The organism is Clostridium sp. LS3, assembly GCF_055330225.1.
In genome coordinates this window covers 2,158,109-2,176,905 of record NZ_CM143921.1, presented here as the reverse complement: position 1 = coordinate 2,176,905, position 18,797 = coordinate 2,158,109, and the positions used below count along the sequence as shown (strand labels likewise).

At 28.6% G+C, this 18,797-nt stretch carries 16 protein-coding genes and 1 pseudogene; 16 read left to right on the top strand and 1 reads right to left on the bottom strand.

The window, feature by feature from the left end; translation table 11 throughout:
- Window positions 1-148 precede the first annotated feature (148 nt).
- Window positions 149-1,339, top strand: a complete 1,191-nt coding sequence (locus ACZJV1_RS10100; RefSeq protein ID WP_463650049.1) for an MFS transporter — start codon at window positions 149-151, stop codon at window positions 1,337-1,339.
- A 316-nt stretch (window positions 1,340-1,655) separates the two neighbouring features.
- On the opposite strand, the gene ACZJV1_RS10095 is transcribed toward ACZJV1_RS10100, so the two are convergent.
- Entirely contained in the window at window positions 1,656-3,071 is a 1,416-nt protein-coding gene (locus ACZJV1_RS10095; RefSeq protein WP_463650048.1) for a DUF4317 domain-containing protein, read from the bottom strand.
- Between the two features lie 437 nt (window positions 3,072-3,508).
- On the opposite strand from ACZJV1_RS10095, the gene ACZJV1_RS10090 reads away from it, so the two are divergent.
- The 15 genes and pseudogenes from ACZJV1_RS10090 (at window position 3,509) to ACZJV1_RS10020 (ending at window position 18,706) form a co-directional block, all read left to right on the top strand.
- Window positions 3,509-4,036 (top strand): hypothetical protein, encoded by a 528-nt coding sequence (locus ACZJV1_RS10090; protein WP_463650047.1) that lies wholly within the window; start codon window positions 3,509-3,511, stop codon window positions 4,034-4,036.
- A gap of 453 nt (window positions 4,037-4,489) precedes the next feature.
- Window positions 4,490-6,379, top strand: coding sequence for an endonuclease MutS2 (locus ACZJV1_RS10085; protein WP_463650046.1), 1,890 nt, complete (start codon window positions 4,490-4,492; stop codon window positions 6,377-6,379).
- 297 nt (window positions 6,380-6,676) lie between these two features.
- The gene (locus ACZJV1_RS10080) at window positions 6,677-7,972 is read left to right on the top strand and encodes an SPFH domain-containing protein (protein WP_463650045.1); all 1,296 of its coding nucleotides are present in this window, start codon (window positions 6,677-6,679) and stop codon (window positions 7,970-7,972) included.
- An 18-nt stretch (window positions 7,973-7,990) separates the two neighbouring features.
- The gene (locus tag ACZJV1_RS10075; RefSeq protein WP_463650044.1) at window positions 7,991-8,656 is read left to right on the top strand and encodes a hypothetical protein; all 666 of its coding nucleotides are present in this window, start codon (window positions 7,991-7,993) and stop codon (window positions 8,654-8,656) included.
- Between the two features lie 24 nt (window positions 8,657-8,680).
- Entirely contained in the window at window positions 8,681-9,319 is a 639-nt protein-coding gene (locus tag ACZJV1_RS10070) for a UbiA family prenyltransferase (RefSeq protein ID WP_463650043.1), read from the top strand.
- Between the two features lie 248 nt (window positions 9,320-9,567).
- On the top strand, window positions 9,568-10,209 hold the full coding sequence (locus tag ACZJV1_RS10065) for a hypothetical protein (protein ID WP_463650042.1): 642 nt from the start codon (window positions 9,568-9,570) through the stop codon (window positions 10,207-10,209).
- 280 nt (window positions 10,210-10,489) lie between these two features.
- Window positions 10,490-11,317, top strand: a complete 828-nt coding sequence (locus ACZJV1_RS10060) for a helix-turn-helix domain-containing protein (protein ID WP_463650041.1) — start codon at window positions 10,490-10,492, stop codon at window positions 11,315-11,317.
- A gap of 276 nt (window positions 11,318-11,593) precedes the next feature.
- Window positions 11,594-12,529, top strand: a complete 936-nt coding sequence (locus ACZJV1_RS10055; protein ID WP_463650040.1) for a DUF5692 family protein — start codon at window positions 11,594-11,596, stop codon at window positions 12,527-12,529.
- A 90-nt stretch (window positions 12,530-12,619) separates the two neighbouring features.
- Window positions 12,620-12,800, top strand: a pseudogene (locus ACZJV1_RS10050) (LiaF transmembrane domain-containing protein); the annotation flags it as partial.
- 164 nt (window positions 12,801-12,964) lie between these two features.
- Window positions 12,965-13,426 carry a hypothetical protein gene (locus ACZJV1_RS10045; RefSeq protein WP_463650039.1) on the top strand — a complete coding sequence of 154 codons (462 nt, stop codon included), beginning with the start codon at window positions 12,965-12,967 and terminating at the stop codon, window positions 13,424-13,426.
- Window positions 13,427-13,754: 328 nt separating this feature from the next.
- Entirely contained in the window at window positions 13,755-14,417 is a 663-nt protein-coding gene (locus tag ACZJV1_RS10040) for a response regulator transcription factor (RefSeq protein ID WP_463650038.1), read from the top strand.
- 142 nt (window positions 14,418-14,559) lie between these two features.
- The gene (locus ACZJV1_RS10035) at window positions 14,560-15,876 is read left to right on the top strand and encodes a sensor histidine kinase (RefSeq protein WP_463650037.1); all 1,317 of its coding nucleotides are present in this window, start codon (window positions 14,560-14,562) and stop codon (window positions 15,874-15,876) included.
- 264 nt (window positions 15,877-16,140) lie between these two features.
- Complete coding sequence (locus ACZJV1_RS10030; RefSeq protein WP_463650036.1) at window positions 16,141-17,571, top strand: ABC transporter permease; 1,431 nt, start codon at window positions 16,141-16,143, stop codon at window positions 17,569-17,571.
- Window positions 17,572-17,583: 12 nt separating this feature from the next.
- Window positions 17,584-18,255, top strand: a complete 672-nt coding sequence (locus tag ACZJV1_RS10025) for an ABC transporter ATP-binding protein (RefSeq protein ID WP_411167830.1) — start codon at window positions 17,584-17,586, stop codon at window positions 18,253-18,255.
- 238 nt (window positions 18,256-18,493) lie between these two features.
- Window positions 18,494-18,706 carry a hypothetical protein gene (locus ACZJV1_RS10020; RefSeq protein ID WP_411167829.1) on the top strand — a complete coding sequence of 71 codons (213 nt, stop codon included), beginning with the start codon at window positions 18,494-18,496 and terminating at the stop codon, window positions 18,704-18,706.
- Window positions 18,707-18,797: the final 91 nt, after the last annotated feature.

Here is an 18,797-nt window from a genome sequence, read left to right as displayed (position 1 = left end):
AAAGTTAAATTTTTAATAAAGTTTCATCATGTTCGTATTTAGATTTAAGTGAGATGTTCAAGTTTTAAATGTAGGATTTTTATTTTGCAGAATATGTAAGTGATATTGTCAAAACATAGAGCATGAAAAAGAAATGAGGGATATTAAAATGCGAACTAAATTAAAAATTAGCGAGAATTACAATCATACCATTTATGCTTCATTTATTGGTTATATTGTACAGGCAATTATCAACAATTTTGCACCGCTGTTATTTTTAACTTTTCAGAAAGAGTATAATGTATCATTCGACAAGATTGCCTTACTTATTACATTTAATTTTGGAATTCAGTTGCTGGTGGATTTGTTATCTGCAAGGTTTGTTGATAAAATTGGATACCGGATATCCATTGTGAGTGCACATATCTTTGCTGCTACTGGGCTGATTGCACTCTCGATTTTGCCGACACTTTTCTCTAATCCTTTTGTTGGTTTGCTTATAGCAGTTATGCTGTATGCAGTTGGAGGTGGTCTCACTGAGGTACTGGTCAGTCCAATTGTGGAAGCGTGTCCAACTGAGCAAAAAGAAGCAGTGATGAGTCTGTTACATTCTTTTTACTGCTGGGGACAGGCGGGCGTTATTCTATTATCTACTGTTTTTTTTATTGTAGTTGGCATTTCGAACTGGAGAATACTTTCCGTTATCTTGGCCATAGTTCCATTGTTGAATGGGATTTACTATACTATTGTACCTATTCATACATTAGATAAAGAAGAAGGTCTAAGTATTAAGCAACTTATGAAGAAAAATATTTTCTGGGGTATGATTATTTTGATGATATGTGCAGGAGCATGTGAACAATCCATTAGTCAGTGGGCATCTGCTTTTGCAGAAGCTGGACTTGGTGTGTCTAAAACAATAGGTGATTTGGCAGGACCATGTACATTTGCTATTCTTATGGGAAGTGCCAGGGTATTTTATGCAAAATTCAGCAATAAAATAGAATTGCAGAAATTTATGATGCTAAGTGGAGGCTTATGTTTTATAAGTTATTTAATGGTTTCTCTTTCACCATCTCCAATATGGGGATTAATTGGATGTGCTCTAAGTGGGTTGTCAGTAGGTATTATGTGGCCAGGAGTATTTAGTATATCGTTTGCCAGAATTAAAGGGGGAGGAACAGCAATGTTCGCCTTGCTTGCTTTAGCAGGAGATCTGGGATGCTCGGCAGGACCAAGCTTTGTTGGATTTGTTTCGGAAAGCCTGAATAATGACTTGAAAAAAGGGATTTTGGCAGCAGCTATTTTTCCTGTAATACTCATTGGAGGATTATTATTCTGTAGAAAAACAGGGAGCTGATGTAAAAGTAATTAAATAAATTTTATTAATAGAGAAGCACAATCTGAGTTGAACTGTCCTATGTATACTTGATAGAGGAAGTTCAGTTGGATTGGTGCTTTTTCTCTTTGCCATAAAGTTCTATATGAATACTAGGAAAATACAACCTCATTATTAATTTATAAAGTTTATTATGATGAAAATAAGTGTAAAAGATATAACTCTTATAACAGCAATATGGAAAATGATGTAATATATATTGCGATTAAAGTTTAATAAATAAGAAATAGTAAAGAAAATAGCAAACTTTATCTTTAAGTTTGCTATTTTATATTTCTTAAATCAAGTCATCTAAGCCATTAACTGTAGTTTGTTCATCCTCATTAATAGGAATAACTATGCATTTTTGGCCATCAATTATTTGAGATTTTATTTGAGGTATTTTTTCAGGTTTTACTTGAAGTATAACATCATAATCAGGAGTAGTATTATTATCCTCTGAATTTATATCTTCAACTTTCTCTAAGTTAGTTTCTAAAGTTTCTTCTGAATCAGTTTCAGAAACTTCTTCTAAAATCATATTATCATTAGTACCTTCTAAACTATCATCATTATTTGCTGGATTATCATAATTACTTTCTGTAGATAGAAGAGCTTCATTATCTACAGCAGCCTCTTGTTTAACTTGATCAAGTTTAGTCTGAAGTATTTCTACTTGTTTCTCAAGGCGTTCTTCCTTTTTTCTTTGTTCACTTGCTTTAAGTGCTTTTGCATCAATTAAATTTTCTACTAGAGGAAGGTCATCACCAAAGGTTTCTACATAGGATTTTTCAATCTTACTAGTAATTTCTTCAGTAACTCCACTATCTATTAAAAGGTTTTGTATATCATTCTTAGTTAAAGTTATAGGTTCACAATCTGTATCATCATATATACAATTGTATTCTTCTATCATAGTATTTAGATTTTCTTGCACTTCCATAAAAATTTTATCAGCCTTCTTTTCATCAGCACTAAAAGAATCTTTAATAATTGATTGGAATGTTTCTTTCTGTATAGTAGCAGTTTGTTTTGAATAACAACCTAAAGCATTTTCCATTAATTCAGGATGTGTATCCTTTGCATTTTTTGTGTAATACATAATAGAGTTAACATCTGAACTTCTATCAATAAAAGCAGGAAACACAAAGCCATTAGTTGGAGCATCAACCACCCAATCTCTAATACGTGCTTTTATTTTGTTTTCTTCTTCAAAGTATCTAAGACCAGGCTCTGAAAGTGAAACGGGACATATTGCACACAAAACATATTCATATACTTCTTCAGATTCATCTATCTTTGCATTATCTTTAGTTTTAGTAATAACATCATAAGCGTCATGAAAAACAAGTATTAAAAAGTTACCAGTATAATCGTAATTATCTATAATTGATTCATAAAAATCATCAAGAAGAGCATCATCCTTTAATTGACTGTTTTTAAGCTGCATAAGAGAAATTTGTCTTTCATTTATAAGATCTTCATTAATTGGAAAGTTAAGCTCTAAAATATTATTTCCAATAGTTCCAGACAGTACTTTTTTAGCAATTTCTAAGTATTTAAAGTATTCATCCTCATCTAAATTAAGAAATGTTTCTCTAAATTTTAAAATAATATGTTTTTCTCCATTAACATAGCAACCACACATTTTAGTGAAGGTACAATGATCTTTTTTTAAGCGTCTTTTTAACTCAAGTATATCTTTTTTTCTCATATATAAACTCCTAAATCTAGTTTTTTTATTTGTAGGTATTAATTATAATCAAACTAATTGTCATATTCATTTCAATTATTAAGTTTCTGAAAGTCAAATCAAAGATTTGTACACTTACTTAAGTATAATATTTTTTTTACATTAATTAAAGGTTTAATTAGGGGAACTTAAAGCAGATGGAATACAAACAATAATCATTAGATCTTCTTTTAATAATTATGCATATAAAGAGAAAAGAATAATAAAATTTGATAGGTAACTTTTATTGTTCATTGAATTTGGTATATTATATAAATAGCTTTCCTTAGAAAGTATTGGTAAAAATATTTCTATTATTAATTATTATTGATAATGGAATAGTAATATGGAAAAATAGAAATATACCTAATTGGTTAAATAATACATTTCTATAAAAATGAAAGGGATGGGGAATTAAAATGAAAAAGATAAAAATAGTTTTAATTATTATGTTATTCATTAGTATAGGAGTACTAGCATTCTATTTCATTCCAATGAGGATAACGCCAAAGGTTCCTTTAACAAGTGAAGATATTAGTATAAAAGTTGAAAGAGCTTCAGGAAATACAGGACCAGTTTTTAAAGTAGGTGAGGATAAAGCTAAACTTAAAGAGATACTAAAGGAAAAATATCCAGATAAAGATATAGACCCACATTATATTGAATTAAAGGGAAACTTACCACGTGGAGTGGTAAATGATCCAATATTATTGGGGAATTATGTAGTTCATGGTAAGATTGTTTCAGCAGATGGTGGTGAAGAAAAAAGTACAATAATTGATGTTAAATATTCAGATGCAAAGATTGCAAGATTTTTTAGAGATGATTTACCAAAGAGTGAAAATGAAATATTATATGTATTTGTTGCATTAGTAATTATGTTTATATCAGTAATACAATTACTCTTAATTAGTATTACAAAAAGAGCGAGTAAAAATTATAGGTAAATAATATGCCAACCTTTACAATTTTTTAGGAGCTAACGGAGCTAGAAAAACTTCAATCTATATAATTCTATTTATTATAATGAAAATAACAGTATAATAAATAAATATATCCTAAAATAAAGTTGATAAAATATGTATTTTTACATATAATGTTTAATAGATAGATTTCAAATAAAGAGAGGTATTTTTGTGAGTGTTTAGTATCTAAAATAGTAACTTAATATTAATTCTAAAAAATTAAGGTGTAAAAGACCTTTAATTGTTATGGAATTAATCACTATTTGAAGATACGAGTCCACGAAACTACTTTGGGGGTATTACCCTTATTTATGTTGCGATTTAAGCTGTGGAGTATCCATAGCTTTTTTTATTTTATAATAAATAACTATAAATTCAAAATGAAGTCTATCTATGTTTCGTTGACTTGAATAAAGTTAAGGAAGGAATTTAGAAATGGATAATACAACGTTAGAAAAATTACATTACAATCAATTAAAGGAAATAGTTAAAGAATATTGTGCCAGCGGTTTAGGGAAATTCATAATAGATAAATTAGAACCAAGTACTAATATAAAGGTAGTAAATAGAAGATTGGATGAAACCTCTGAGGGAAGAACACTTTTAGATGCTTCATACAACATACCTTTTGATGGAATATTTAATGTAAGTCCACTTATAGATAAAATGGAGAAGGGTGCCTCATTAGATCCAGAGGATTTAAGTATGATGGCAAACTTTTTAAGAGGTTGCAGAAAGCTTAAAGTATTTATGAAGGATAAAGAAGGTTATGCCCCTACTTTAAGTTTATATAGCAATAATATAACAGATTTAGGCTATATAGAAGAGGAAATAAATATATCAATAGTAGGAAATAGAATAGATTCCAATGCTTCAAAGGAGCTTAAAAAAATAAGAAGGCGCATTGATATATGTGAAGGGAAAATAAAAGAGAGACTTGAAAGATTCTTAAAAAGCTCTGCAAATAAACAATATATACAAGAGTTTTTTATAAGTCAAAGAAATGGAAGATATACTATTCCTATAAAAGCTGCCTTTAAAAATCAAGTTGAAGGTGCAATTATTGAAACTTCACTAAAGGGTAATACCGTATTTATAGAGCCAAATGTAGTAGGTAAATACACTTCTGAACTAGCAATTTTAAAAGCTGAAGAGTCTATTGAGGAATATAAAATATTAGCTACTTTAACAGAAATGTTATATGAAAGAATAAAAGAGATTAAAATTAATGTTGAGGTAATATCAGAGTATGATATGATTTGTGCAAAAGCAAAATATAGTAAAGATATAGACGGTATAAAGCCTAAGATAAATGATCATGGTTATATAAAAGTAGTTAAAGGAAGTTATCCTTTAATTAAGAATGGAGTACCATTAGATTTTGAAATAGGAAAAAATTATAGATCATTAATTATAACAGGACCAAATGCAGGAGGAAAAACAGTAGTGTTAAAAACTTTGGGAATGTTAACTCTTGCAACACAATCAGGCTTTCATATAAAAGCTAAAGAAGGTACAGAAATATCTATATTTAATAAGATATTTGTAGATATAGGAGATAATCAAAGTGTAGAAAATGCTTTAAGTACTTTTTCATCTCATGTAAAAAACTTAGCTTATATAATAAAAGAAAGTAATAAATCAACATTATTATTATTTGATGAAATTGGTAGTGGAACAGAGCCAAATGAGGGAGCAGCTTTAGCAATAGCTATCTTAGAAGAATTGTATCAGAAGGGATGCATAACAGTAGCAACAACTCACTATGGAGAAATTAAAAACTTTTCAGAGCAACATCCAGACTTTGAAAATGCAGCTATGGAGTTTAAAAAGGAAACTTTAGAACCTTTATATAAGCTTAATATAGGAAAGACAGGAGATAGTAATGCTCTTTATATATCAAAGAAAATGGGGATTTTAGATAATATAATTGAAAAAACTAGAAGATATATAGAAAGTAAGAACTATAATTATGAACTAATAAAGGATAGCAAAATTAATAAGAAAAAGGATTTTGAAGAGGAAAGCGTAGAATATTATGAATTTGCTGTAGGTGATAAGGTTCTTTGGCTGGATAAGAATGAAAGTGCCATTGTTTATAAAGAGAAGGATAAGTATAATAGTGTAATTATTTTATTTAACAAAGAGTTTGTTAAGGTAAATTATAAGAGATTAAAGTTAGAAATTAAAGCCTCAGAACTATATCCAGAGGGATATGATTTAAATCAATTATTTGTTGCTTATAAGCAAAGAAAACTTAATAATGACATAGAGAGAGGGTCAAAGAAGGCTTTAAGGGAAATTAAAAAAGGTCACTTGAAATAGTTACTGCGAAGTATATTATAAGAAAATAATGTTTTTACTAAATTAGGATAATTAATAAAAAGAAGATATTAATACAAGTTAGTATCTTCTTTTAGTTAGCTTTTTTTGTAATAAATATTTTATTTGTTTTGTATAATATTAATAACAACTATGAAAACACATGTGAGGTATAACTAACTTAGAAAATAGTAAAAATTTCAAAGCTTTATTGACTAAATAATTACAAGTTAATATAATTTAAATGAGACAATGTAATATTTTATCAAAAAAAGAAATGTGGGGAAGTGGTGAGTAATAATGGCTATTGTTGAAGTCGTTAAGTATAATGGAGGAACGGACTTATTTGCATGGAAATATCCTAATGAAGAGCTAGGAACATGGACTCAATTAATTGTAAATGAGTCACAGGAGGCAATTTTATTTAAAGGTGGAAAGGCGTTAGATGTATTTGGAAGTGGTAGACATACACTAGATACAGCAAATATTCCAATTCTAAATAAATTAGTTAATTTACCTTTTGGTGGTAGGTCTCCCTTCACTGCTGAAGTTTGGTATGTGAATAAAGTTTATGATTTAGATGTAAAGTGGGGAACAGCCTCACCTATTCAATTACAGGATCCAAAATATAATATATTTGTTCCAGTAAGGGCTTTTGGACAATTTGGAATACAAATAGAAGATTCTAAAAAGTTCATAGTAAAATTAGTTGGAACAATGCCTGTTTTTGATAAAAAAAGTATGATTAACTACTTTAGAGGATTATATTTGACTAAAGTAAAGGATTCAATATCTACTTATTTAGTTAAAAATCAGATAAGCATTCTAGAGATAAATGCTTATTTAGAAGAATTATCTGAAGAACTTCAAAAAAAGATGATAGATGTTCTTAAGGACTATGGGATTAAATTAGTATCATTCTATGTTAATGATATAAATGTACCGGAGGATGACAAAGCAGTAATTAGATTAAAGGATGCTTTATCTAAGAAAGCTGAAATGGATATAATAGGATTCAACTATCAACAAGAAAGATCCTTTGACACTTTAGAGGGAGCAGCAACTAATCCAAATTCAATACAAGGTAATATTATGGGTGTTGGAATGGGACTTGGAATGGGTGTTGGAGTAGGTGGAGCTGTAGGGTCACAGTTTAGTGGACTTACTAGTAATATTTCCACAAAATCTGAAACAAAAAAATGTCCAAAATGCAATGCTGAAATAAGTAAAGATACAAAATTCTGTGGTGAATGTGGATATGATACTACTATAAAAGTAGAAGAGAAGAATACTGAAATAAAGTGTTCATCTTGTGGAGCAAAATTAACTGAAAATACTAAGTTTTGTCCAGAGTGTGGTGATAGATACAATCCATGTCCAAATTGTAAAGGGGATATGCCAGAAGGTGCAACGATTTGTCCTATATGTAATGAATCCCTTCCTAGAAAGTGTCCAGGCTGTGGTGTAGATATTCTTAATAAAAATGCTAGGTTCTGTTCAGAATGTGGAATGTCATTAGTTAAGAAGTGTGGTAAATGTGGTAGTGAAATAGAAGGAGAACCAAAATTCTGTCCTGAGTGTGGTAGCAAGCTATAATAGAATGGAGGATATAGAATGAGTGAAGATAAATGGTCAAAAAGTATACTTATAAGTGGAGGCATTGTATTTGTTGTAACAGTCCTTATTTATTTTATTGGATGTAGAAATATAATTAAGATTCCTATGGTACTGTTATCATTCTTTTTTGTAATTTTAGCTGAAGTAATGACTTTTCTTATAATAGCAAAAACTAAAAAGGAAGTATTAAGAAGTAGCGTAATTACAGCTGTAGTATTATATCTTTTTTCTACTACAGTATTAGCTTTAGTATTTATTAATTTCTTAATGATATTTTTAACTTTATATATAATAATAAATATTATGTTAATGGGGATTACAGGGATAGTAGTAATTAATCTAAATAATTTTGCAGATCATGTAAATAAGAGTAATGATAAGACTTTAGCAGCAGAGGGTATAATGATTGAATGTGAAAGCAGGATTCAATCTTACATGAATGATAGTGAGTACAGTGAATATAAAGCAGAATTAAACAAAATTTATGAGGATATAAAGTATAGTGATATTTCATCAGAATGTGGTATGGAAGGATCATTGTTGCAAAAGATAGAAGGTATATCTGAAAATAAGGAAAAATTATCAGAGTACTTAAAAGAAATTTCTTTCCTTATAAAAGAAAGAAATATAAAGATGAAAAATATAAAAAAAGGATCAATATAGTTTTTATGATGTGGAGTGGAAAAGATGAATAATAATGATTATAAAAAGAAAATAAATCCATTATATTCTTGGCCTGTAATTATAATATCTATTATAGTATTTTGGCCATTAGCAATATTCTTAGTATATAAGAGGGTTAGAACTGATAAAAAGGCAGGCTTTACTATTGGTAGAGTTGTAAAGTATGGATCATACTTCTGCTTCTTTATGGTAGTAATAGGAATAATAGCTTGTTTAGGTCAGGGGGTCACAGGGCAAGATGTGGGAATGATTTTATTCTTCCTTATTGCAGGAGTAGCATTATTTATGTTTGCTAAAAAGCTATCAAGTAATGCAGAAAAATATAAGAAGTATATTTCTATAATTATAAATGGAAATGAATATATTTTAGATAATATTGCAAGTGCTATGTCTTTACCTATAAATATTGTAAAAAAAGACTTAAAGGATATGATTAATAATGGATATTTCCAAGGTGCTTATATAAATGATAGTACTAACGAAATAGTTTTACCAAAGACAAGTAAAGAAAATATTAATGACATTGCATCTAATGATGAATCGCAAATTGAGGCAAAAGTTATAACATGCAAATGTTGTGGAGCTCAAAATAAGGTAACTACTAGTGGAGCAGAATGTGAATATTGTGGATCACCACTATAGAACAATATTTAGAAATACACATAAAATAATTTAAATAATATTTAAAAATATCATATAGAGTAGAAGAACTATATGATATTTTTATATTTAATTGTTAAATTAATATATATATAATAATAAATAATGATAAGTGAGTACAGTGAATATAAATAACTATTAAATAAAATTTATCAGAGTATTTTAGAGAAATACAAAGATAAAGAGTATAAAAAAGGTCAATATAAATTCTAAGATACGGGAGAAAATAAATGAATAATATTAATTATTATAATTATAAAAAGAAGGTAAAACCACTATATTCTTTACCTGTAATCATGATATTTATGATAGTATTTTTTCCGTTTGGACTATACTTAATATACAAGAGAATTAATATTAATAAGAAGATAGCATTTGCAAAAGGTATAGCATATTTCTGTTTCTTTATGGGTGCAGCAGTAATATTAGTAATATTAACATCTTCAAATGCTAAAATAAGCGATATTATTCCACAAGCTATAATGTTATTTCTAATAGGGTTAGCTGAACTAAGACTTTCTAAAAAAAATGTTTTGAAGGTAGAAAGGTATGAAAAATATATTTCTATAATTATAAGTGAAAAGGAATATATTATAGATAATCTTGCAAGTTATATGTCTTTACCTACATATTCTGTAAGAAAAGACTTAAATGATATGATTGACAATGGATATTTACAAGGTGCTTATATAAACAATAGTACTAACGAAATAGTTTTACCACAACAAAGTAAGGAAAATATTTATGAGACTACATCTAACAATAGTGAACTAAAAGCTGAGGAAAAAGTTATAACATGTAAGTGTTGTGGGGCTCAAAATAAGGTAACTACTAATGCTAGAGAATGTGAATATTGTGGATCGCCACTATAGAACAATATTTAGAAAGACACATCAAATAATTTAAATAATATTTAAAAATCTCAGATATAGTAGAAGAACTATCTGAGATTTTTTATATGCAATTATATAATAGAAACTTGAAGTTGAAAATATTATAAATATATTGTATATGAAAAAATCTAAAATTTTATTAACCACAGATGAATACTTGTAAATACAGAAGTTGCAACTGCTGGTTGACGAAAAGAAACTGATAGTTGGTAGATTAAAATATGGTAATTATGTATAATTTTTAATGGAGGTGAGATAAGTGAGTTTAGCTGAAAAATTACAATTATTAAGAAATAATAATAGACTATCTCAAGAAGAATTAGCAGAGAAATTAGGGGTATCAAGACAAGCAATTTCAAAATGGGAGTTAGGACAATCAACACCAGATTTGAAGAAGTTAATAGCAATAGCTGAACTATATAATGTAACTATTGATAGTTTAGTTAAAGATAGTGATGAATTTGATATTTTACAAAGTAATGAAATAAGTAATACAGAAGAACATGAAGCAGAAAAAGTAGATGATAAAAAAACACAGGTAGTTATTAATATAAATAGAAGGTCTTCAGTGGAATATGAATATAAAAGTAAGAGAATATTATTTGGATTACCACTTGTTCATATTAATATTGGAAGAGGTTTCAAGAAGGCGAAAGGTATAGTCTCAGTAGGAAATATATCATATGGGATAATATCAGTAGGTTTTATATCTTTTGGTATTTTAAGTTGTGGTTTTATGTCTATTGGATTAATTACGTTGGCTCTTTTATCAATAGGGTTACTGCTAGCAGTAGGGGTTATTTCTTTAGGAACTTTTTCAATTGGGGCAATAGCTATAGGAATTTTTTCCATTGGGGCAGTGTCAATAGGAAAATATGCAGTAGGCGCTGGAGCTATAGCATCAGACATAGCAATAGGAGACTATGCAAAGGCTAATATAGCTATAGGAAATAAGGTAGAAGGAATAAATACACTACCATTAGATACTTCAGCAGAAGATGTAAAAAATTTAATAAAACAAGAATATCCTAATTTAAGTGAGTGGATTGTAAATATAATTAATTTTATAATTTCTAGGAAAGTATAAAAGTTTAAACTTTTGAAAAGGTGATTGTATAAGGCTTTTAGTAATTCAGAGTGAAGAAGTAGATTTAATTTATACTTTCCTTACCTTCAGTTTGTAAGTGGACATATGTAAGTTTGCGTTGACTTGGAGTGGATCGACGGAATAATTAAATTTACATATACCACTTTTTTATTAGGCTCTGTAATCAGAAAATATTGATATGAAAGTAACTTTTTGTTCTAATTTCTATTAGTAATTAATAAATTAAATAGAAGTTAGAATTTTGGAGGAATTAAAATGGGAATTTTATATGAAGTTACAAGTTTTACAGGATGGGGAATTTGGTTTTTTGTATTATTTTCACTAATGGCATTTAATGAGCTTGCTCGTTCTAAGAAGTGGGCAGGAATAATATTGTTTTTAGTAGTTCCAACAATATTAACTATTTTTGTATGGCCTCAAACAGCAGCACCAGGAAATGAATATGGAACTGGAAATTGGTTTAACTGGGTAAAAACTTATTCGGCCTTAGCTGGGTGTTTAGGATTTATGGCTATTAGATATATACCTTCCTTAGCAAAAAAGAAATGGATGTTATTGTTTCCACCATTGATTTTAGCTATTAATATCATGGAAGCTGTAATACGTGACTTTCAATGTTTTTCATATGGTGCATGGGAAGGCACATATATAAATAATCTTTGGGCTATGTCTGGCACTTGGAATATTATGAATGGTATTGCAGGAATACTTAATATTATTGCTATTTGTGGATGGTTTGGAATATATGTGTCAAAGGATAAGACACAAGATATGATATGGCCAGATATGATATGGCCATGGATTATTGCCTATGATTTATGGAATTTTGCATATACCTATAATTGTATAGCTGATCATTCCTTCTATTGTGGACTAGCATTATTATTTTCATGTACAATACCAGCAATCGTTATTAAAAAAGGGGCATGGCTACAGCATAGAGCACATACTTTAGCCTTTTGGGCAATGTTTTCATTAACAGTACCTCAATTTGCAGATAAGATTGCTCCAGTGTCAACTACACATAATCCTACAGTCTTTTTTGTAGTTAGTCTACTATCATTAATAGCAAATGTAGCCCTTGTTATTTATCAATTTAGAAAAATATTTAAAAATAAGATTAATCCTATTAAAGATGAAATATATACTGATACAAAAGCATACAAGAAAATTATAGCTGAGAATATATAATTAAAGAAATCATAGTTTGTTAAAATAATTTAATAGTAAAAAGCGAGGCTGTTAGATATAATTACAACCTCGCTTTTAGTTTCAAAGTGGATTAATGTTTCTTTTTCAGGAATGGAATTATATGTGCCAAAAACTTGGAATATTGATGATAGAACCAATGTATTTTTAGGAGGTATTAGTGAAAAAAAATAAAAATGATAAAATAACAACAAATACTTTAACATTAGTTGGTGATATTAATTTTTCAGGAGTAGAAATAATTTATACATAGATTTATTATAGAGAGAAGTGAAAGCTATGTCAGTTAAGGAAACTGGCATAGCTTTTAAAATATTATTTATTATGCACATATTATAAAATATATTGACTATTTATATAAAAAGTAATAAAATAGTTCGCATAGGAACTAATTACTTGCGAACGGAGATGATAGTAATGGAACTATTAGAAAAATTTGAGATAAAAGCTAATAAAAGAACACTTTTTATACTAGGAGGAGCTTTATGGGGCATTGCTGGAGGTAATGTATTAAATCTTGGCGTTGAAGATCTATTTAGAAATGCGAAAAATCCAATTCCATTTTTAATTATTTCTTCTATAGTTTTCTTTACTTTTTATAATTTTATATTTAGCAAAATGGTAAAGAAGCATATGGTGAGAATAATTAATAGTACTTTAGGTAAACACTGTGTTTTTTCATTTTTTGATTTTAAATCATATTTAATTATGGCATTTATGATAACATTCGGAATATTATTAAGAAATTCTGGTATAGTAAACCCTATATATCTTGGAAGCTTTTATATAGGTTTAGGACTTGCATTATTAACTTCAGGGGTATTATTCTTATTATCTGGAGTAAACTTTGAGAAATCAAAGCTAAAATATACAAAATAGATTGTGCAAAAGTATTTTAAATATAACAACTAGGGAGAAGGTCTAAATGAAGTTTGGATACTTCTTTTTTTGTTTGCAATATCTTTCTATGCTTAATTGTACAAGTATAAAATTTTTGATATTATTAAGATATTAAACATAGTGTAGGGAATAGAAATTTATGAGTGAATTAAAAAACTACATAAGTAATACATATAATTAGTTTTACCGTACATAGTAGCTTTAAAAGTTAATATATACGGTATTTTTATGTGTAATATTAAAATTTTTAACTTCACAGAAAAAACACAATTATACTTTATAATAATTAAGATAGGAAGGTGAATTTATGAATGAAAAGATACTTGTAATTGAAGATGATTTAGATATACAGGAAATAATACGTGAATTTTTGTATGCAGATGGATATGTTGTTGAAGTAGCTGGGGATGGATTAATGGGCATTGAAAAATTTAATTCAGGCAAATTTGATTTGGTGATTCTTGATATAATGCTACCAAAGATTGATGGCTTTGTTGTATGTGAAATCATTAGAAAGACATCTAAAATACCAATAATAATGTTAACTGCTTTAGAAGAAGAACAAGATCAAATAAAAGGTTTTGAATTAAAAGTAGATGATTATATAACGAAACCTTTCTCAGTTAATCTTTTAATTAAAAGAGTTGAAGCAGTACTTAGACGAACAAAAGCAGCAGATGATGGTGTTAAATTTAGTTTTGAAAATATTATACTAGATGCTAGCTGTTTTAAGGTTTGGGTAGGTGAAAAAGAGATTGAACTTACAGCTAAAGAGTTTGATCTGCTAAAAATTTTTATTAAAAATAAAGGCAAGATTTTAACAAGAGAAATGCTATTAAATCAATTATGGGGTTATGATTTTTATGGGGATGCTAGGGTTGTTGACACTCACATTAAAAACTTAAGGTGCAAGTTAAAGGTTGATTATATTAAAACGATTAGAGGTGTTGGCTATAAACTTGAAAAATAGTACAAAAAAAAGTATTACTTTTAAAATTTTTAAAATTACATCTGTTTTACTAATAATCTCAACTTTATGCATCTATTTAATATTATATTTTTTACTACCAAGCTATTATTATAAATATAAAAAAAGTACTATTGAAACAGGATTGAATAAACTAGAAAACACTGTTTCAAAGCTTTCAATTAATGACGCTAAAAAATACTTTGATGAGTTTAGTGTTAAATATACTGTTAGTTTAACTATACAAGATAGTCTAGGAAGGCTTGTATACTTACCATTTAATTTGATAGAAATGTCTGTATTAGATCAAGGTAATATAAATAATACGTCTCAATCCATGGATACATTCCAAGCAGGTGGCATTGTAATTTCGGGTAATAATATATCTCCTTCTACCTATGTGGTTTCAAGACAGATAACTTTTTTAAATAATAATGAAAGCTACACTATGAATGTCGTAGTACCACTTCAGCCAATAGATGAAGCTTCAAAGGTTATTTTTAATTTACTACCATTAATTGGCCTTGTAGTCCTTATTATATCAGTTGTGGGAGCCTTTATATATTCAAAAATAATTACTAAGCCATTACTTAAAATAAATAACGCAGCTAAACATCTAGCTGCTTTAGATTTTGAAAAAAGCTGTGAGGTAAATAGTGAGGATGAAATAGGGGAAATTGCCTTAAGTTTAAATGAATTAGCTTCTAATTTACAGCATACTATGAATGAACTCAAAAATACTAATTTAAAGCTTTTGGATGACATTGAAAGAGAACGAGAAATTGAAAGAAAAAGAAGAGAATTTACTGCTACAATTTCACATGAATTAAAAACACCTATTACAATAATAAAGGGGCAACTTGAAGGTATGATTGGAAATATTGGAGCTTATAGGGATAGAGATAAATATATGAATAGAGCCTTAGTAGTCTTGAATGATATGGAATCAATGGTAAGAGAAATACTGGAAGTATCAAAACTAGAAGGTCATGGGTTTAAACCACAATACACTGAAATAAATCTATCTTATCTAGTTAATAATTGTATTGAAAAACTCATTTATATTGCAAATAAAAAGTATATAAGTTTAAATATAAAAATAGCCGAAGAAGTTTATGTTCAGGCAGATGAAAAACTAATTAAAAAGGCAATATCTAATATAATTAGTAATTCTATTATACACACAGCGAGGAATGAGAAGGTCTTTATAAACTTGTGGGTAGAAAAAGATGAGGTAGTGTTAACTGTTGAAAATACAGGGACACATATAGATGAAACTGAATTTGAAAAGATCTTTAATCCTTTTTATCGTATAGAAAGATCTCGAAATAGAAGTACTGGAGGTACTGGTTTAGGGTTATATATTGTAAAGACGATATTTGAAGCTCATGGAATAGAGTATAAAATGAGCAATACCGATTCAGGAGTTTGTTTTAAAATTATTTTTAACAGAAGCAATTAAGCTTCTGTTTTTTCATTTTAAAAACACTTAGACTTCACAGTAACTACACAATACAAATTTACAATTAATAATGTAATAAGGCATCTTCAAAAAATAAATAAGTCAGAATGCTCGTCTATTTTGTGTTATACTGCGTCAACAGAACCCTTAGATAGTGCTATTATCTGCGGAACCTGTTTCCTTTTCTAACTCAAAATATACTTCCAATCTTTGACTTATTATTTATTTTCAGATGCCTAAAGATTAAAAATAGGAGGAAGAACAATGAACTTTATAAAAAGAGCAATATTAAGTGTTACTAAAAGAAAGATGAAAACTATAATATTAATTGTAATTTTAAGCGTCATAGCCAATATGGTTCTTGCTGGTTTAGCAATACGATCTGCTACTGTTAAATCAGGTGAACTTGCTAGAAAAAAACTTGGTGGTGCTGTAACTCTTGGAATTGATATTGAAAAGGCAATGTCTAAATCAGGTAATAAAGGTGGTAAACTCGACATAACTCCACTAACTATTAAAGACGCGGATAAATTAAAAGACTTAGAGCATGTTAAAGCATATAATTACTCATCCTCAGGACTGGCTTCAGCAGAAAATTTTAAACCCTTTGTGAAAGAGCAGGATGATAAGAAGGATGATAAAAATTCCTCTATGGTATCATCGGTTGGACCACCGGGTATGGCTGATCCTGATGTATCATTCGAAGGCGATTTATATACAGAGCTTTCTCCTGACTTTACCGAAGAAAGAAGTAAGCTGATTGAAGGAAGAAACTTAACAGAGAGCGATCAGGGAAAAAATGTAGCAATTATAGAGAAAAAACTAGCAGATGAAAACAAGTTAAAGCTTGGTGACAAAATAAAAGTAAAAAACTTAGAAGGAAAAAATACTCTAGAATTAGAAGTGGTAGGAATATATAAAGCTGAAAAAATTGAATCAAATCCTATGATGGATGCGATGACATTTTTAAGTCCCTATAATAAAATATATGTTCCTAATTCAGTTACAGCACAATTGGCCTCTTACTCATCTGGGGAAATAGATACTATTGAAAATGCTGTATATTACATGGATGACCCTATGAATATTGAAAGCTTTAAAAATGATGTAAAAGATTCAGGTATAAATTTAGAAGATTATAAATTAGATGCAAAGGACTCTTTGTATAAACAGATGATGGGACCTATTGAAAATGTTGGATCATTTTCAAAAACAATAGTTATTATAGTTGCCATTGCAGGTGCAGTAATTCTATCACTTATAATAATTTTATCACTTAAGGATAGAAGGTATGAAATTGGTGTGTTAATGTCTATGGGAGAAAGCAGATTTAAAATTATTAGTCAATTATTAGTAGAAATCATGATTGTTGCTTGTATAGCTTTTAGCATATCAACATTTACCGGAAATGTAGTAGCACAGAAAATAGGAAATAATCTATTACAGAATGAAATAGAGGTCACTGAAAAACAAAAAAATTCGCAACCTTCAAACTCAGGAGTGGTGATGGTTGGGCCTGGGGGAACAATGAACGAAAAGGTTGATGCCATAGATAAAATTGATGTTGGAGTAAGTTCAAGTGATCTTCAAAAATTATATTTAATAGGATTTCTAATTGTAATTTTAGCAACAACGGTTCCAACAGTATTAATACTTAGATTTAACCCTAAAACAATTCTTTTAAAGAATGAATAAGGAGGTATAGAAATGAGCGCAATATTAGAATTAAAAAATATAAGTTATCACTATCAAGATGCTTCAAAAAAAATATCTATTTTAAATAATGTTGATTTCAGCTTTGAGAAAGGAAAGTTTTATACTATATTAGGCTCCTCTGGGTCAGGTAAAACAACACTTCTTTCTTTAATTAGTGGCTTGGATACACCTAAATCTGGAGAAATACTATATTGTGGTAAAAATATTAATACTTTAGGTTTAAATAACTTTAGAAATAAGAACATAGGCATAGTATTTCAATCCTATAATCTTATACCATATATGACATCTTTACAAAATGTTGTAACAGCAATGGAAATAACTAAAAATAAAATAGAAAACAGAAAACAAAAAGCTTGTGCTTTATTAGAAAAAACGGGATTAACAAGGGAAGAGATTAAAAGGAGTGTATTAAAGATAAGTGGTGGACAACAGCAGAGGGTTGCCATAGCTCGTGCATTAGCCACAGAAGGAGATATACTTTTTGCCGATGAACCTACAGGAAACCTTGACCATGACACGGCTATTGAGATAATAAAACTATTTAAAGCTTTGGCTCATGAAAGCAATAAATGTATTATTGTTGTTACACATTCAAACGACGTAGCAGCTCAATCAGATGTTAAACTTAAACTGAAGGGTGGTAAACTTGTTATAGCTTAAAGATTTTATTAGTTTATTATCAAAAGAAGTTATTATTATTATTCAACAATGCCTTCCAGTTGCTACTATTGAAAATTTTTCTCTTAGGCAAGATATTACATTTAATTATAAAGATCTAGCAATACTGCGGGTTCCATATTTATTAGGTACTCCTTACTAATAAGGATGATAATGATATAGTGGCATAAAGTAAGGGTAAGGTAATAAAGATATTGAAGATAAAGGAAGTGTTTTAGAGATGAAGTGGAATGGTAGGTTATTTTTGTCAGATGAAGAAATACAAGTTTTAGCTATGTTTTTAGCTTATGGAGTAGGACTTGGAGTATTGGTTGGTTTATTCACAGGCAATATACAACTATTCTTTGCCTTAGGAGGAGTTGTATCTATATTGATTTCACTTTTAAAAAGCTTTATTAACAGAATTAAGAAATCAAAGAAGATTCATATATAAATAACATTACGAATAATATATAGTTTATTTTAACATCCATCTATATATTATTAAGAACAAATATTAAAGGTTCAACTTTTAGAAGAAGAAA

Coding starts and splice junctions, on each gene's coding strand:
- ACZJV1_RS10085 (WP_463650046.1), top strand. CDS start 4,490: ATGGATAATACAACGTTAGAAAAATTACATTACAATCAATTAAAGGAA.
- ACZJV1_RS10040 (WP_463650038.1), top strand. CDS start 13,755: ATGAATGAAAAGATACTTGTAATTGAAGATGATTTAGATATACAGGAA.
- ACZJV1_RS10070 (WP_463650043.1), top strand. CDS start 8,681: ATGAATAATAATGATTATAAAAAGAAAATAAATCCATTATATTCTTGG.
- ACZJV1_RS10025 (WP_411167830.1), top strand. CDS start 17,584: ATGAGCGCAATATTAGAATTAAAAAATATAAGTTATCACTATCAAGAT.
- ACZJV1_RS10030 (WP_463650036.1), top strand. CDS start 16,141: ATGAACTTTATAAAAAGAGCAATATTAAGTGTTACTAAAAGAAAGATG.
- ACZJV1_RS10065 (WP_463650042.1), top strand. CDS start 9,568: ATGAATAATATTAATTATTATAATTATAAAAAGAAGGTAAAACCACTA.
- ACZJV1_RS10100 (WP_463650049.1), top strand. CDS start 149: ATGCGAACTAAATTAAAAATTAGCGAGAATTACAATCATACCATTTAT.
- ACZJV1_RS10075 (WP_463650044.1), top strand. CDS start 7,991: ATGAGTGAAGATAAATGGTCAAAAAGTATACTTATAAGTGGAGGCATT.
- ACZJV1_RS10045 (WP_463650039.1), top strand. CDS start 12,965: ATGGAACTATTAGAAAAATTTGAGATAAAAGCTAATAAAAGAACACTT.
- ACZJV1_RS10080 (WP_463650045.1), top strand. CDS start 6,677: ATGGCTATTGTTGAAGTCGTTAAGTATAATGGAGGAACGGACTTATTT.
- ACZJV1_RS10020 (WP_411167829.1), top strand. CDS start 18,494: ATGAAGTGGAATGGTAGGTTATTTTTGTCAGATGAAGAAATACAAGTT.
- ACZJV1_RS10090 (WP_463650047.1), top strand. CDS start 3,509: ATGAAAAAGATAAAAATAGTTTTAATTATTATGTTATTCATTAGTATA.
- ACZJV1_RS10055 (WP_463650040.1), top strand. CDS start 11,594: ATGGGAATTTTATATGAAGTTACAAGTTTTACAGGATGGGGAATTTGG.
- ACZJV1_RS10095 (WP_463650048.1), bottom strand. CDS start 3,071: ATGAGAAAAAAAGATATACTTGAGTTAAAAAGACGCTTAAAAAAAGAT.